Origin of the sequence: Streptomyces sp. NPDC007917 (genome assembly GCF_042959105.1) — a bacterium.
Lineage (GTDB): Bacteria > Actinomycetota > Actinomycetes > Streptomycetales > Streptomycetaceae > Streptomyces.
The window spans coordinates 70,724-85,704 of the sequence record NZ_JBIBKK010000002.1; the positions used below are offsets into that span (position 1 = coordinate 70,724).

Annotated in this window: 10 protein-coding genes; 6 read left to right on the forward strand and 4 right to left on the reverse strand. The window is 69.8% G+C overall.

The window, feature by feature from the left end; all coding sequences use genetic code 11:
- The first annotated feature begins 41 nt into the window (after positions 1 to 41).
- Both ACFZDL_RS03450 and ACFZDL_RS03455 read left to right on the forward strand, forming a co-directional pair.
- Positions 42 to 1,157 carry an SGNH/GDSL hydrolase family protein gene (locus ACFZDL_RS03450; RefSeq protein ID WP_353591143.1) on the forward strand — a complete coding sequence of 372 codons (1,116 nt, stop codon included), beginning with the start codon at positions 42 to 44 and terminating at the stop codon, positions 1,155 to 1,157.
- Positions 1,158 to 1,237: 80 nt separating this feature from the next.
- Positions 1,238 to 1,894 (forward strand): maleylpyruvate isomerase N-terminal domain-containing protein, encoded by a 657-nt coding sequence (locus tag ACFZDL_RS03455; RefSeq protein WP_353591144.1) that lies wholly within the window; start codon positions 1,238 to 1,240, stop codon positions 1,892 to 1,894.
- Positions 1,895 to 1,898: 4 nt separating this feature from the next.
- Here the strand turns inward: ACFZDL_RS03455 and ACFZDL_RS03460 are convergent, their stop codons facing one another.
- From ACFZDL_RS03460 to ACFZDL_RS03475, 4 genes are all read right to left on the reverse strand, one after another.
- Entirely contained in the window at positions 1,899 to 3,569 is a 1,671-nt protein-coding gene (locus tag ACFZDL_RS03460; RefSeq protein WP_353591145.1) for a hypothetical protein, read from the reverse strand.
- 184 nt (positions 3,570 to 3,753) lie between these two features.
- Positions 3,754 to 5,268, reverse strand: coding sequence for a family 43 glycosylhydrolase (locus ACFZDL_RS03465; RefSeq protein WP_353591146.1), 1,515 nt, complete (start codon positions 5,266 to 5,268; stop codon positions 3,754 to 3,756).
- Positions 5,265 to 8,117 (reverse strand): discoidin domain-containing protein, encoded by a 2,853-nt coding sequence (locus tag ACFZDL_RS03470; protein WP_353591147.1) that lies wholly within the window; start codon positions 8,115 to 8,117, stop codon positions 5,265 to 5,267. The genes ACFZDL_RS03465 and ACFZDL_RS03470 overlap by 4 nt, the downstream gene beginning before the upstream one ends.
- Before the next feature lie 282 nt (positions 8,118 to 8,399).
- Positions 8,400 to 9,428 (reverse strand): LacI family DNA-binding transcriptional regulator, encoded by a 1,029-nt coding sequence (locus tag ACFZDL_RS03475; RefSeq protein ID WP_353591148.1) that lies wholly within the window; start codon positions 9,426 to 9,428, stop codon positions 8,400 to 8,402.
- A 288-nt stretch (positions 9,429 to 9,716) separates the two neighbouring features.
- Between ACFZDL_RS03475 and ACFZDL_RS03480 the strand changes: the two genes are divergently transcribed.
- From ACFZDL_RS03480 to ACFZDL_RS03495, 4 genes are all read left to right on the forward strand, one after another.
- On the forward strand, positions 9,717 to 11,027 hold the full coding sequence (locus ACFZDL_RS03480; protein ID WP_353591149.1) for a sugar ABC transporter substrate-binding protein: 1,311 nt from the start codon (positions 9,717 to 9,719) through the stop codon (positions 11,025 to 11,027).
- Between the two features lie 87 nt (positions 11,028 to 11,114).
- The gene (locus ACFZDL_RS03485; protein ID WP_353591150.1) at positions 11,115 to 11,993 is read left to right on the forward strand and encodes a sugar ABC transporter permease; all 879 of its coding nucleotides are present in this window, start codon (positions 11,115 to 11,117) and stop codon (positions 11,991 to 11,993) included.
- Between the two features lie 28 nt (positions 11,994 to 12,021).
- The gene (locus tag ACFZDL_RS03490; protein WP_353591370.1) at positions 12,022 to 12,843 is read left to right on the forward strand and encodes a carbohydrate ABC transporter permease; all 822 of its coding nucleotides are present in this window, start codon (positions 12,022 to 12,024) and stop codon (positions 12,841 to 12,843) included.
- 78 nt (positions 12,844 to 12,921) lie between these two features.
- Positions 12,922 to 14,919, forward strand: a complete 1,998-nt coding sequence (locus ACFZDL_RS03495) for a beta-L-arabinofuranosidase domain-containing protein (protein ID WP_353591151.1) — start codon at positions 12,922 to 12,924, stop codon at positions 14,917 to 14,919.
- Positions 14,920 to 14,981 lie beyond the last annotated feature (62 nt).

The following is a 14,981-nucleotide window of genomic DNA, read 5'->3' on the forward strand; positions in this document are numbered from 1 at the left end:
CCCACCATCATGTGCTCGCCCCACCACCCAAGGATGGCCACATGCGGACACCCGCTCGTCTCACCCGAAGGACGCTGGTCACGGCCGCCGCCGCGGGCGTCGTCACCGCCGCCGCGCCTGTCTCCCAGGCAGCCGTCGCCAGGGCCCGGTTCCACACCGTCGGCCGGGTCGAGAGCACCGCCGACGGATCGGTGCGGTACACCTGGCCCGGCATCTACTTCGAGGGCCGGTTCCGCGGTACCGGGGTCGGCATCGTCCTCGACGACTCTGACAACGACTACGACGTCCAGATCGACGGAACGACCGCCGCCACCCTGGTGACCCCGGGCAGAACCACCTCCTGGATCGGCGGCCTCCCCGACACCGGGCACAGCGTGCGCCTGGTCAAACGCACCGAAAGCCCCTGGGCCGTGGGCCGGTTCGGCGGTTTCGCCGCCGCTCCCGGGGGCGCGGTCCTCGCCGGGCCCCGGGCCCGCGGCAGACAGATCGAGTTCATCGGTGACTCCTTCACCGCCGGATACGGCAATGTCTCCGGCACGCGCGACTGTTCGGCCAACGGCGGGGTCAACCGGAACACCAACGCCGACCTCGCCTTCGGCGCCCTGACCGCCCGGAAACTCGACGCCGACTACCAGATCAACGCGTACTCCGGCCGCGGCATGGTCCGCAACTACAACGGCGGCAGCCCCGAAACCGACTTCCGCACGTACTACGACCGGGCGCTGCTGAACGTCGACGGCGACGTCTGGCGGAAACCGCACACCTGGCGGCCGCAGGTCGTCGTGGTCGGTCTGGGCATCAACGACTTCTCGACACCGCTCCACCCGGGCGAGCGCTGGGCCACCCAGGACGAGCTGATCGCCGACTACGAGACCGCCTACCACGGCTTCCTCGACAAGCTGCGCGCCCGCTACGGCCCCCGGACGTTCCTCGTGGTCGGCGCCACCCACCTCGCCGACACCACCGCGTTCGCCGACACCGCGCTGCGCATCGTCCGAGCGCGCAACCGGCGGGGCGACACCCGGGTCCGCTCCTGGTACTACGACGACCCCGCCCTGGACCGCCTCGGCTGCGACTGGCACCCCTCGTCCCACGACCACCGGATCATCTCCGCTCAGCTCGACCGGTTCCTCGCCGCCCTTCCGCTGCGCTGGTAGCCGGGCCACCCCGCTCGTCTCCCCGACGCGAGGCGCGAAACCGGTCGCGGTGCGGCGCCGTGCGCTGTTAGCTTGCGGCCGTGGACCTCTTCTCACGCTCTTGGACAGCGTTGCGCACGGCGGTCGCGGAACTCGCGGACGAGGACTTCGCACAGCCGTCCGGCTGTGCCGGCTGGCTCGTGCGGGACCTGGCGTGCCATCTGATCATCGACGCCCAGGACGTCCTGATCACCCTCGTGACACCCACCGAAGCGGAGCCGACACACGACGCGGTGACCTACTGGGCGGTGGCCGACACGCCGCCGACCGGTGACGACCCACTCGACGCGCTGACCGTCCGGCTGGCCGCCGCGTACGAGGAGCCGGGGCTGCTCAAGTTCCACCTCGACGACGTCGGCTCCGCCGCCGGGCGCGCGGCCGAACTCGCCGACCCGGCCCTGCGGGTCAGCACCCAGGACATGGTGCTCACTGCGGGCGACTACCTCTCGGCGTACGTCCTGGAGTGGACCCTCCACCACCTCGATCTGCTCGCCCACCTCCCGGACCTGGCGGGACCGCCCGCCGAGGGCCTGGCCCGGTCGCGCGGGATGCTGGAGGAGATCGCCGGGGCGGCGTTCCCCGCGGCGTGGTCCGACAAGGACGCGCTGCTGGTCGGCACCGGACGGCGTGCCCCGACCGACGCGGAGAAGGCCGAGCTGGGCGAGTCGGCCGCGAAGCTCCCGCTCGTCCTCGGATGACCCGCTAACCGCACGGCATGTCCGTCGGGCCCTGGCAATCGCGGCGGCAGAAGCAGGACGTCGTGATCGGAACGTCCGCGAGCGCGGCGGCGACGGTCAGTTGCCGCGCCACGATCCGGGCCTCCCCGGCCTTGCCGAGCCGCACCAGGCACTCGTGGTACCCGTGCAGCGCCCACACGTTCGCGGGGTGCTGTGAGGCCCTGGGGAGCGTGTCGTCGAGCCCGAGATCCGCCCGGTACACGGCCTCCGCCTCTTCGACCCTCCCCCGCTCCAGAAGCAGCGCCCCGTAGGCGTGACGGGTCGGCTGCATCCAGCCCCAGGGCTCGTCGTAGGGGAGATTGTCGTCCAGCTCGATCGAGCGCGCGAGCGACGCGAAGGCCAGGTCGTACTCGCCCTTTCGGTAGTGCAGTTCGCCGTCGAGCATCGCCGACGCGACCTCGAGGATGTCCCGGCAGGTGTTGTTGAACAGCATCCGGCTCTCGGGAACACGCGAGCGCGCGGAGGCGAACGACTCACGTGCCGCTTCGGCCTCGGGGATCATCCCCAGGGCGGAGTACGCCACTCCGCGGGCGTAGTGCAGCATCGCCGTAGTGACGCAGTAGAGCTCGGGATCGGCCGGCGGCGCAAGGGCGAGGATGTCCTCCCAGCGGCCGAAACGGATGAGTACGTGCACCCGCATGGCGAGGAAGCCCTCGAGCCAGTCGGCCATGGGCGGGCTGTCGACCCTCAGCAGCTCCTCCGGGATCGACGCCTCCAGCTGGGCCGCGGTCTCGAGCGCCGTCCCGCACCGCCCCAGGAACATCGCACCGTAGATCTTGAAGTGGTGGTTGTGGGAGCGGTAGAGCGTGTAGAAGTTCATCGCGCCCGCGTGCCGCAGGTATTTCTCGTCGGCCGCGATGGCGTCCGTGTTGGCCTCCACGACGTGCCGGTAGTCGCCGCACAGCACATCGAGGTGTGACGGCATGTGATGGAGATGGCCGGCGTCGGGTACCAGCCCGCGCAGCCGGTCGGCGACGACGAGCGCCTTCTCGGGTGTCGGTGACATCTCCATCAGATGGATGTACATGTGGAGCACACCGGGGTGGCGGGCGCTCGCCTCGCTCCGCAGCGCCCGGTCGAGGACGGTCTCGGCCTCGACGGTCCGGGCGCCCGCGGCGGGCTCGCCGGTGCGCAGGTCCCACAGCTTCCACGGGGTCAGGTTCATCAGCGCGTCGGCGTAGAGGGTGGCGACATCGAGGTCGTCGGACGCCAGTTCGTACACCGCGCGCATGGCCTCGGCGTACGGCACGTTCCAGATCGAGCAGTCCTCCGCCGCGTGCGAGCACGGATAGCGGGCGCGCAGGGCCTCGATCAGGGCCCGCTCCGTCCGCGTCGCGTGCGCCGAGGCCGCGTGAGCCCGCTCCACCGCGGCGTGTGTTCTGCGGACCGTCCGCTCCAGGTCCGCCTTGTCGAAGAAGCCCCATGGCTTGTTGTAGTTGGGTCCCAGTGCGTACGCGACGCCCCAGTGGGCCATGGCGCAGCCGGGGTCCGCGGCCGCGGCGGCTTCGAAGCAGACGACGGCCTCCTCGTGGTTGAACGCGTAGGTCCACACCATCCCCCGGTCGAACCAGAGCTGCGCTTCGGGTGAGCGTGTCGAGACGGGCCGGGTGAAGGTCCCGAGGTCGAAGTAGTCCATGAGCGTCTCCCGAGTCGCGTTCCTTCCCACCTGCTTATGGTCATGGATATACCCTTGAAGGAGATAAGCGCGCTTCATGTGCCTGTGGTGCGCTTCGCTCCTGCCACACCCCTCACCCATGCGTCAGCGGGCCATCGCGTCGATGGCCCGCTGACGATGGTGGGTCCGGGATCGTCCCGTCCGGCTACTCCCCTGACGGTGCGGTCAGCGGAACGCCGAGGGCCACCGGGGTGCCGAAGTTCGGCGTGCCGTCCGCGTTCCAGGTGAACTTCTGCGCTCTGGTGCTGCGGTTCATGTCACAGCCACCGCCGGCGGAGCTGTTGGCGTGGTAGACCATCCAGTCCTCGGTCCCGTCGGGCGACTTGAAGAAGCCGTTGTGGCCGGGGCCGTACACGCCGTTGGCGTTGGACCTCTGGAAGACCGGGTTCGGTGACTTGACCCAGGAGGAGGAGTTGAGCGGGTCGCCACCGTTGTAGGTGAGCATGCCCAGCTTGTAGTCGGGCGTGGAGCAGTGGCTGGCGGAGTAGACGATGAACGTCTTGCCGCCACGCTGCAGCACCTCGGCGCCCTCGTTGACCGCGCCGCCCACCGTCTCCCAGCTGTAGGTGGGGGTCGACAGCAGACGGCGGGTGCCGCTGGCGGTCCACGGGTTCGACAGCGGCCGGATGAACATGGGCTGCGAGCCGTTGTAGTACGTGCCCAGGAGGTAGAGCTTGCCGTTCAGCTGCAGGATGCTCGGGTCCAGTTCCCAGGTGTTGTCCTGGGTCGGGTCGAGCAGATCGGCCTTGAAGGTGTAGGGGCCCATCGGGTCCGTACCGGCGCTTTCGAGCACATGGATCCGCTGGGTGCCCAGGTCGTACGGCTCACGCCCGGCCGTGTAGTAGAAGTACCACCGCTTTCCGTTCGGGCCGTCCAGCAGGTGGAACTCCGGGGCCCACATGGTGCCGGCCCCGTTGGGCCGTGTGAGGTTGAAGATCACCTGATCGGTGGCGGTGGCAAGGCCGGCGAGGGTCTTGGCCTTGCGCATGGTGATGGTCGAGTTCCAGGTCGTGGTGGCGAGGTAGTAGTACCCGTCGTGGTAGGTGAGCCACGGGTCGGGTCCGTGCTGGGAGAGCGGGTTGGTGAAGGTGCCCGCGCTCGTACCGCCGCCGGTGAAGCCCGGCAGCCGCCACACCCTCCCGTTCGCGGTGGAGCACGGCAGCTGCACCAGGCCGGTGTCGGAGGCCGTGGAGCCGCCGCTCGGCGTGATGCACTTGCCGGAGGCGACGGAGACGAGGTTGAAGGTCTTGTCGGCTCCGCCGGCCGACACGGGGACCAGCCGCCACTGCTGGTTGGTTTCACCGTGGCAGGTCCACTGGATGACCGTGGCGTTGTCCTGTGTGGACGCGCCGTAGACATCGACGCACTGCCCGGAGGCGGGCGTGCTGATGGTGTAGGTGTCGGCCGTCCCCGCGACCGGGGTGAAGCCGAAGGACTGGCTCCCGCCGGAGTTGCACGCGTTGGCCCGCAGCTGGGTCCCGCTGGTCGTCGAGGATCCGGGCACCTCCAGGCAGTTGCCGCCGTTCTGGTTCACCCCCGTCGAGGTGAAGGCGGTGGCGGCCGCGGCGGTGCCGGCGCCGGACGCGGACGGCGCCACCAGGAAGGCGACCACCATGGTGAACACGCCGGTGAGCGCGGACAGACATCTGGCTCGATTCACTGGTGCGCCTCCTTCATCGGTGGGCGGACGCCGACACCACCCCGGTTGTAGACCTTGACCTCGGTGAGGCCGGTCTTGGCTCCGGAGGCGTTGGTGGCCAGGACCCGGATGCGCTGGGCGCTGATCAGCGGGAACCGCACCACGTTGTAGTTGGCCTGCGGCACGGCCGGGGTCTTGGTCTGGCCGGGCGCGTCCAGCCAGGAACTGCCGTTGTAGTACTGGATGGTGTACGCGGATGGCGCCCGGTAGGTGGCGCCGGCCGGGCGGCTGTCCTTGAAGTGCAGGCGTACCTCGTTGAGCGTGCGGGCGGTGCCGAAGTTCAGCTCGTACCAGTCCTGGCTGTTGGGGGAGCCACCGGCGCCCCAGAACGGCTCATTGGTGGGATACCCGTCGACCGCCCCGGAGACATTGCTGCCGGACCCGGTGTAGGAGGCGGACACACTCGCCCCGGCGGCCAGGTTGGGGGTGTCGGCGGTCAGGTCGACGCCGGCCTTGGCGAACATGTCGACGAGCCGGGGGCTGTTCTGCACGACCTGGTTGGGGGCCTGCAGTCCGGCGGCGGCGGTGTGGTACGTGACCGTGCCGTTCGTCGTCACATTGCCGGTGGCCGGGTCCCAGGTGAAGGGCGTCAGCGAGTTGACGGTGGCGACCCGGCTGCCGTTGATGTAGATCGAGTAGCCCTCGGGGACACCCGGGTAGCGCGCCACTCCGTCGGCCGGGTCGTCCCAGACGATGGACAGGTCGGCGTTGCGGTAGCGGAGGTTGTTGACCGTGAAGTGGTCCCAGCCGATGTTGATCGGGGACACCTCGACCTTGGCGTCGTTGCGCGGCCGCAGGCCGGCGACGTCCTCGATCACCGTCCAGTTGCTGCTGCCCAGGATGTTGTGGTGGATCCAGGAGCGGTAGTCGATCCCGCTGCCGTTCCAGTCGGCCCAGAACTCGTTGGCGTCGGGCCACTGCGTGTTGCCGCCGACGTACTGCGCCCAGGTGTTCCAGTAGAGCAACTTCTTGTAGTCGGTCGCGGACATCCACGAGTTGGGGTAGTTGCGCAGCACCGAGGAGTAGAGCCGGAACTGCACGGTGGAGTTGATGGTGGAGAAGTTGTTGGAGCCCGGGTTCCCCGCGTCGGCCGCCGCCTTCTTGTCGACCTGGTTGGCCGTGTAGAAGGGGAAGACGGGGTACTGGGCCGGGTCGTTGAACAGGCGCAGCGCCTGCTTGTAGGTCGCCGTGTTGGGGACGGCTCCAACCGAGAACGGGTAATAGTTGTTGATCTCCTTCCAGGGCACCCATTCGCCTGTCGACTTCAGCCGGTGCTCGAACAGCTGCCGGTTCGGGTTCCACAACACGTTGACGATGGCGTCCTTGATCTGGTTCGCCAGCGTACGCATCTCGCCGGCCTTGCCGACGTTGCCGATCGCGTCGTAGGCCTGCGCGGCGGCCAGCGCGCCGCTGTACTGGTACGCGGACTCGGCGCGGTCCATGTTGCCCGGCTTCCAGTGGAAGGAGACCGCGTCCGCGTCGTTGCCCGTCAGGGCGCCCCAGTCGTATTCGATGAGCTTGTTGTTGTCGTGGTCGTAGTAGGCGAGCTGGCCCTTGACATCGCCTTCGGCGTAGTGGGCCAGGTTGCCGGCGATCGCCGGCTGGCCGCCGTGGATCTGGTAGCTCTTCCAGGCCGCCTCGGCGATGTACTGGGTGTAGCTGTTGGACCAGTTCTCCGGGTCACCCGGGTTGTCCAGGAAACGGCCGCCCTTGGAGACCTGGCCGACGTTGAGCCAGTCCCCGTAGGCGTACATCGGGTTGCGCAGGTACTTGAGGTCGTCGATGTGCATGGGCTGGGTGAGCGCGATCGCGTTGTTGTAGCCGAGGACGCCTTCGGTGGAGGTCGGGAACTGGTAGGTCTGCCCGGGGATGTTGGCGTCGAGGCTGTTGAAGCGCATCAGCCACCAGCGGTAGTAGATGTTCTTCTTGATCGCGGGTTCGGGCACGTCGATGTACGGCACGTTCTGCGCCCACCACAGGTTGTACGCCTTGACGTGGGTGGCGAAAGCCGTGGCGTTGGAGTAGCCCGCGTAGGCGTTGTACTCGGTGAGGGAGTCGGGGATCTCGTCGGTGATGAAGCCCATCACCACCTTGGCCGTCACGGTGGCTCCGGCCGCGATCGTCACGGACCGGTTCAGGCCGCCGCCGCTGGCGGTGAAGCCGTCGCCGGTGAGCCGCGGGCGGATGGTGGTGAGGTTGTTGTACGCGCCCACCTGGCCGGTCAGCTCGCTGCCGGTGCCCGAGGTGGCGTACGGGGAGGTCGCCCGCAACTGCAGCGTGGTGGAGCTGGAGCCGTTGTTCTTGATCGACAGGTTGGTCACGGCGACGTTGTTGTCGGTGATGAACTTCGTCTGGTCGACCGTGATCGAGCCGCTGGTGTGCACGCTCTTCCAGTGGCTGGGCATCTGCTTGCGCTGGGAGACCTGTTCGGTGAAGGTGCCCGGGGAGATGGCGATGCTGTAGGCGTTCTTGTCGCTGATGCTCTCCCAGTAGGCGACATGGCCACCGAAGCCGAGCACCGCGGGGTCGTGGGTCTTCATGAAGACGGCGCGCCCACGGCTCATCAGCCAGGACCCGGCCGGGTCGTTGCCGGAGCGGGCCAGCAGGCGGTCCATCCAGAAGTCGGTTCCCGAGCTCTCCGCGTCGTAGATGGACCGCATCATGTCGCCCGGTGTGTAGGCGACGGGCGGGGCCGGGATCGCGGGTCCGCTGAAGGTCGGAAACCCGATGGTCTGGTCAGCGGCGGCCGGGGTGGTCGCGGCACAGACACTGGCGATGATCAGCGCCAGGGCGACGAGGAGGCGCTTCATGGCAGGGCCAGTGCGGTGTGGTGGTGCTGCGTGTGGTCCATGGCGGCGGCCCCGTGCGGAGCCGTCATCGTGCGTCTTCTCATCGGGGGCTCCCTGTCCGGTTGACAGCAGGCGTTTGCTCGCGATGGTGCGGACGTTCTCCGACGAGGACTCCCGGGAGCCCCGGCGGACGGGGTTCGATCAGGCGTACCGGGGTCGTGCGTGAAACAGACCTAAAAGGTTTTCGCAAAGTCGCAAGGTAAGCGCGTGCTGCGCCACTGTCAACAGAAGTAGCATCACGCCTCAGGACAGCGGTGCCGTGGACCCCCTGATCACCAGGCGGCAGGGCAGGGTCTCCACCCCCGAACGCCGCCCCCCGGCGATCGCGCTGAACAAGGCGCGCGCGGACTCGCGCCCGACCTGCTCCAGATTCAGGTCGACGCTGGTCAGCGGCGGGCGGGAGGCGGAGGTCAGGACCTGCCAGTTGTCGAAGCCCATGACCGCCACGTCCTCGGGCACCCGGTGGCCGCGCTCGCGCAGTACGTCCATGACGCCGCGGGCGATCTGATCGCTGCCGCACAGCACGGCGTCCACCTCCGGGTGGCGGTCGAGCAGCATCGCGGTGGCCGCCCGCCCCCAGCCCTCCGACCACGCCCCGAACCGCACCTCGCCGACCAGCGCGAGACCGGCGTCGGCGAGCGCGGCCCGGGCCCCCTCGGCCCGCTCCTGGGCCGCGAGGTAGCCGGGATCGCCGGTGATGTGCGCGATCCGGGTACGCCCGCAGGCGAGCAGATGGTCGACGGCGATCCGGCCGGCGCCCACGCTGTCGGGGACGATGGACAGGTCCTGCGGATCCTCCGACGGGGCATACGCGTAGACGACGGGGACCGGCAGTTCACGGCCCAGGGACGGCCGGTGGTCGGTCCGGCTGCCCACCACGATGAGGCCGTCGACCCGGCGGCCGAGCAGCGCGCGGACGTGGTGCTGCTCGCGGATCGCGTCCCCGCGGGCGTCGCAGAGGAACACCGCGACCTCACCGGCTCCGAAGGCGTCCTCGGCGCCCATGAGGATCGGGATGGAGAACCGGCCCTCCAGGTCGCTGGTGAGCAGACCGACGGTGCCCGTCCGCCCGGCGAGCAGGCCGCGGGCCAGCTGGTTGGGCCGGAAGGACAGCCGCTCGGCCGCTTCGATCACCCGCTGCCTCGTCTCCGCGCGCACCTGGCTGCGGCCGTTGAGGGCCTTGGACGCGGTGGCGATGGACACGCCTGCCAGTCGGGCGACATCGCTGAGGGTGACGGGATGCGAACGAGAGGGGCCGGTGGCCTGGGTCATGGGGTGCACTCCTGTCTCGCGTCGCGTGCCGGGCCGTCGAGGGTGGCACATGGCGGGTGAAAACCCTACGCGGGTTGTTCAGGTCGGGGCGTACTCACGGTGTTTCCGAGGTTTCGATGACTCTCCTACGGCCATTCTCTCCCAGGGGATTGACGAGTCATGAGCTCGGTCCTAGTTTCTCGGAAAGCCTTTTCGGTTCGTTTCCGTCGCAGAGTTCAGTGCCACCACAGCCATCGTCCCCTCCGGTTCGGCCTGCCCACGGCCCGCCGTCACACAAGGGAGATCGTCATGGGGAGCACGGCCGGACCACGTGGACGCATACGCCGACTCGCCACCGGTGCCCTCGCGCTGCTCGCCGCCGCGAGCATGGTCACGGCCTGCGGGTCGGACGGCGGCTCGGGCGGCGGAGGAAGCGGAGCGGGGGGCGTCAAGGGCCTCGACGACGGCACCGAGCTGACGATGTGGACGCGCGCGGCGACCCGGCCGCAGAGCGAGGCCCTGGTCAAGGCGTACAACGCGAGCCACAAGAACAAGATCGAGCTCACCGTCATCCCCACCGACGACTACCAGGCCAAGGTCGGTGCGGCCGCCGGCTCCCGCGACCTGCCCGACCTGTTCGCCTCGGACGTGGTGTTCGTACCCAACTACACCTCCAGCGGGCTCTTCGCCGATCTCACCGGCCGTATCGACGCCCTGCCCTACGCCAAGGACCTGGCCCAGTCGCACATCAAGGCCGGCACGTACGAGGGCAAGAAGTACGTCGTGCCGCACACCCTCGACCTGTCGGTGCTCTTCTACAACAAGGAGCTCTACCGGCGGGCCAAGCTGGACCCCGACAAGCCGCCCACCACTTTGCGCGAGTGGGACCGGCAGGCGCGGGCCGTGGACGCGCTCGGCGGAGACGTCAACGGCACCTTCTTCGGCGGCAACTGCGGTGGCTGCGGCGTGTTCACCTGGTGGCCGTCCATCTGGGCCGCGGGGGAAGACGTACTGAACAAGGAGGGGACCGAGGCTCAGCTGTCCTCCGACACCGCGAAGAAGGTCTATGCGACCTACCGCGGATGGGTGAAGGACGACATCGTGGCCCCCGGGGCGCGCGAGGAGACGGGCACGACCTGGACCGGGGTCTTCCCCAAGGGGAAGGTCGGCGTGATGCCCATGCCGTCGACCACCCTGGGGCTGATGCCGGGGGGTCTCGACCTCGGGGTCGCGCCCATCCCCGGGCCCGACGGCGGCAGGTCCACCTTCGTCGGCGGTGACGCCATCGGCATCTCCGCCACCAGCAAGTCGGCGGACCAGGCATGGAACTTCCTCGCCTGGTCGCTCGGCGACAAGGCCCAGGTCGACGTGGTCGCCGCGCACAAGGACGTGGTGGCGCGCACCGACCTCGCCTCCAACAAGTACTCCGACGCGGACCCACGGCTGGTGACCATCAACCGGCTGGTGGCGGACGGCCGCACCCCGTACGCGCTCAAGTTCGGCCAGACCTTCAACGACCCCAACGGGCCGTGGCTCACCCTGATGCGCCACGCCGTCTTCGGCGACGGGGAGTCCGTGGAGAAGGACAACAAGGCGGTCAACGCCTCGCTGACCGACTGAGCGACACGCGGGCCCTCACCAGGCCCGACGCCCCGCACCCCGCGTCCGCGGCATCACCCCTCCCACGTCATACGGCAGAGGAGAGCCATGCAGGTCAGGTCCCGTAAGGTCCAGGGGCTCGGCTACGCGGCCCCCACGGCCGTGTTCGTCGCGGTCTTCTTCGTGCTGCCCCTGCTGCTCGTCGGGCAGATGTCACTCCACGACTGGCCGCTGCTCGCCGGGGACCGTGGCGGCAACGCCCCCGAGAACTTCACCGACGTCACCGACTCCACCCTGTTCTGGCCCGCGGTCCGCTTCACCCTCCTGTACACCGTGGTCGTCACGGTCGTCCTCCTCGGGCTGGCGCTCCTCCTCGCCCTGCTGGTGCAGGAGTCCCGCCCCGGGGCCGGCTTCTTCCGCACGGTCTACTTCCTGCCCAGCGCCCTGGGGCTGGCCTCCGCCTCCCTGCTGTTCTGGGGCCTGTACAGCCCCACCACCGGACCGCTGAGCCGCGTCCTGGAAAAGCTCGGCCTCGTCGACGACCCGGTGTCCTTCCTCGGCACGCCGACCTCCGCCCTGCTGTCCACGGTCTTCCTCATCGTCTGGAAGTTCGCCGGCTTCTACATGCTGATCCTCCTCGTGGGTCTCCAGCGCATCCCCCACGAGGTGTACGAGGCGGCGCGGATGGACGGCGCCGGCCGCGGCCAGATCTTCCGCAGCATCACCCTGCCGCTGCTGCGGCCGTCCCTCGCGCTCTGCCTGCTGCTCTGCGTCACCGGTTCGCTGCTCGCGTTCGACCAGTTCTTCATCCTCACCAAGGGCGGACCGGACAACAGCACCGTCACCGTGGTGCAGCTGATCTACCGCGAGGCCTTCCAGCGGATGAACCTCGGCACCGCGGCGGCCTTGTCGATCATCGTGCTGGCCGCGCTGCTCCTGCTCAGCGTCGTGCAGTTCCGCGGTCTGCGCCGCGCCGACGAGTCATGACACCCACCTGATGAGAAGGGACACCACGGTGCTCACCCGCGCCCTCGGCCGGACGCCCCACTACGTCCTCGCCGGAGGACTGGCCGTCATCTTCCTCTTCCCCCTGCTGTGGAACGCCTGGGCGTCGGTCAGCGGACAGCCCGGCACCGCGCAGGAGTCCGGCTACGGCCTCGGCAACTACCGGACGCTGCTCGACTACGACGCGGGCCTGTGGCGGTACCTCCTCAACAGCACCGTCGTCTCGGCGCTCACCGTCGCCCTGACCCTGGCGGTGTCGCTGCTCGGCGGCTACGCCTTCGCCCGCTTCGACTTCCCGGGCAAGAACCTGCTGTTCCTGCTGACGCTGGCCATTCTCATGGTCCCGTACGCCACGCTCCTGATCCCGCTGTACGTGCTGCTCGGCAGGCTGGGGCTGCAGAACTCACTGATCGGGCTGAGCCTGGTGCTGGCCATGTTCCAGCTGCCGTTCGCCACCTTCATGATGCGGATCTCCTTCGAGGCGGTGCCGCGCGAACTGGAGGAGTCGGCGCTCGTCGACGGCTGCGGCACGGCGGGCGCGCTGCGCCGCGTCCTGCTCCCGGCGGTGCGACCGGGGCTGATCACCGTGGGGCTGTTCGCCTTCCTCGCGGCCTGGAACGACTTCATCGCGCCACTGATCCTCATCTCGGACAGCGAGAAGGCGCCCCTGCCGCTGGCCGTCGCCAATCTGCGGCAGCAGAGCATGGGCGCCGTCGACTACGGCGCCACCGAGGCGGGTGTGGTGGTCCTCGCCGTGCCCTGCCTCCTGCTCTTCCTGCTGCTGCAACGGCACTACGTACGGGGGTTCATGTCGGGCGCGCTCAAGGGCTGAGCCGCCGGACCACGGAGAAGGACACCCTTGACTGTGCGGAGACGGACAACCGAAAGGACGAACCAAAGGCATGAACTGGTGAGGGAGAACACGGCGCGGTCACTCGTCCTGCCGGTGGCGCCGAGCCGGGGCCGGCTGCGGCCGCTCGGGCTCGACGAGGTCCGGATCACCGGGGGGTTCTGGGCCCGGCGCCGGCAGATCAACGCGACCGCCACACTCGGCCACTGCCGCGACTGGATGGCACGCGTCGGCTGGATCGGCAACTTCCGGGCCGCCGTCGAGGGCCGGATCGAGCGCGACCGGCGCGGCCGTGAGTTCGCCGACTCCGACGTCTACAAGCTGCTCGAGGCCATGGCCTGGGAGGCCGCCGGGCACACCCCCGGCGCCCCGCTCGACGCACAGCTCGCCGAGCTCACCGAGGTCATCGCACCCGCCCAGGAACCGGACGGCTATCTGAACACCGCCTTCGGCCGCCCCGGACAGCAGCCCCGGTACAGCGACCTCGAATGGGGCCACGAACTCTACTGCTACGGGCATTTGATCCAGGCCGGGGTGGCCCAGGCCCGGGCCCGGGGCGAGGGCGAGCTGACGAAGATCGCCCGGCGGGCCGCCGACCATGTGTGCGCCACCTTCGGCCGGGGCGGTATCGAGGGCGTCTGCGGCCATCCGCAGATCGAACCGGCCCTGGTGGAGCTGGCCAGGCTGACGGGGGAACAGCGCTACCTCGACCAGGCGGCCCTGTTCGTCGACCGCCGCGGCCACCACACCCTCGGCGACACCGAGTTCGGCCGCGCCTACTACCAGGACGACCTGCCCGTGCGCCAGGCCACGGTGCTGCGCGGGCACGCCGTCCGCGCCCTCTACCTCGCGGCCGGCGCCGTCGATGTGGCCGTGGAGACCGGGGACGACGCCCTGCTGGCCGCGATCGTACGGCAGTGGGAGGCCACGGTCGCCCGGCGGACCTATGTGACGGGCGGCATGGGCTCGCACCACCGGGACGAGTCCTTCGGCGACGACTTCGTGCTGCCGCCCGACCGCGCCTACTCGGAGACCTGCGCCGGTGTCGCCTCCGTGATGCTCAGCTGGCGGCTGCTGCTGGCCACCGGCGAGCCGCGGTTCGCCGATCTTGCGGAGCGCACCCTGTTCAACGTGGTCGCGGCCTCCCCGTCCGAGGACGGCCGCGCCTTCTTCTACGCCAACACCCTGCACCGGCGCCGCCGGGGCACCGTGCCCGCCGCGGACGCGGACAGCCCGCGCGCCGAGTCGAGCCTGCGCGCACCCTGGTTCGCGGTGTCCTGCTGCCCGACCAACGTGGCGCGGACCCTGGCCCAGCTGCCCGCGTATCTGGCGACGGCGGACGACCACGGCGTGCAGGTGCACCAGTACGCCGACGCGCAGATCGCCACGTCCCTCGCCGGAGGCCATGGCGTCGCGCTGCGGGTCCGTACCGACTATCCGTCCGGGGGGACCGTGACCGTGCGGATCGACCGGTCCCCGGACCGCCCGTGGACCCTGTCGCTGCGCGTCCCCGGGTGGACGGAGGGCGCCACCGCGTGGCTGGTCGACCCGGACGGGACACGCCGCCCCGTCCCCGCGGGCACCGCCACGGTGGAGCGCCGCTTCCGGTCCGGCGACGAGATCCGGCTCGAACTGCCCGTGGCGCCGCGCTGGATCGGGGCCGATCCGCGTATCGACGCGGTGCGCGGCACGGTGGCCGTGCAGCGGGGGCCGCTGGTGTACTGCGCCGAGTCGGTGGATCTGCCGGACGGGCACGAGGCCGACGCGGTACGGGTGGATCCATCCGCCCCGCCGCGGGACGGGCGAGGCCCCGACGGCGCGGACGGCACCGTCATCGTGGCCGGTGAACTCGCCGGACACGCCGAACGCGGCGAGGCGCCATGGCCGTACGCACCGCTGGGTCACCCCGACACCGCTCCCCCGCCCGCCACCGGGCGCGCGGAGATCGTCCTGGTGCCCTACCGCTCCTGGGCGAACCGCGGGCCCTCGACGATGCGGGTGTGGCTGCCGACGGCGGAACCGGAACCGGCCGACACCACCACCGCCGCCCCTTCGTGACCGTACGCTCCCCGCTCCCCCGTGCACCCCCGCCGACGACCGACCGATCGATCGGAGTCACG

Coding starts and splice junctions, on each gene's coding strand:
- ACFZDL_RS03460 (WP_353591145.1), bottom strand. CDS start 3,569: ATGGACTACTTCGACCTCGGGACCTTCACCCGGCCCGTCTCGACACGC.
- ACFZDL_RS03450 (WP_353591143.1), top strand. CDS start 42: ATGCGGACACCCGCTCGTCTCACCCGAAGGACGCTGGTCACGGCCGCC.
- ACFZDL_RS03475 (WP_353591148.1), bottom strand. CDS start 9,428: ATGACCCAGGCCACCGGCCCCTCTCGTTCGCATCCCGTCACCCTCAGC.
- ACFZDL_RS03480 (WP_353591149.1), top strand. CDS start 9,717: ATGGGGAGCACGGCCGGACCACGTGGACGCATACGCCGACTCGCCACC.
- ACFZDL_RS03470 (WP_353591147.1), bottom strand. CDS start 8,117: ATGAAGCGCCTCCTCGTCGCCCTGGCGCTGATCATCGCCAGTGTCTGT.
- ACFZDL_RS03485 (WP_353591150.1), top strand. CDS start 11,115: ATGCAGGTCAGGTCCCGTAAGGTCCAGGGGCTCGGCTACGCGGCCCCC.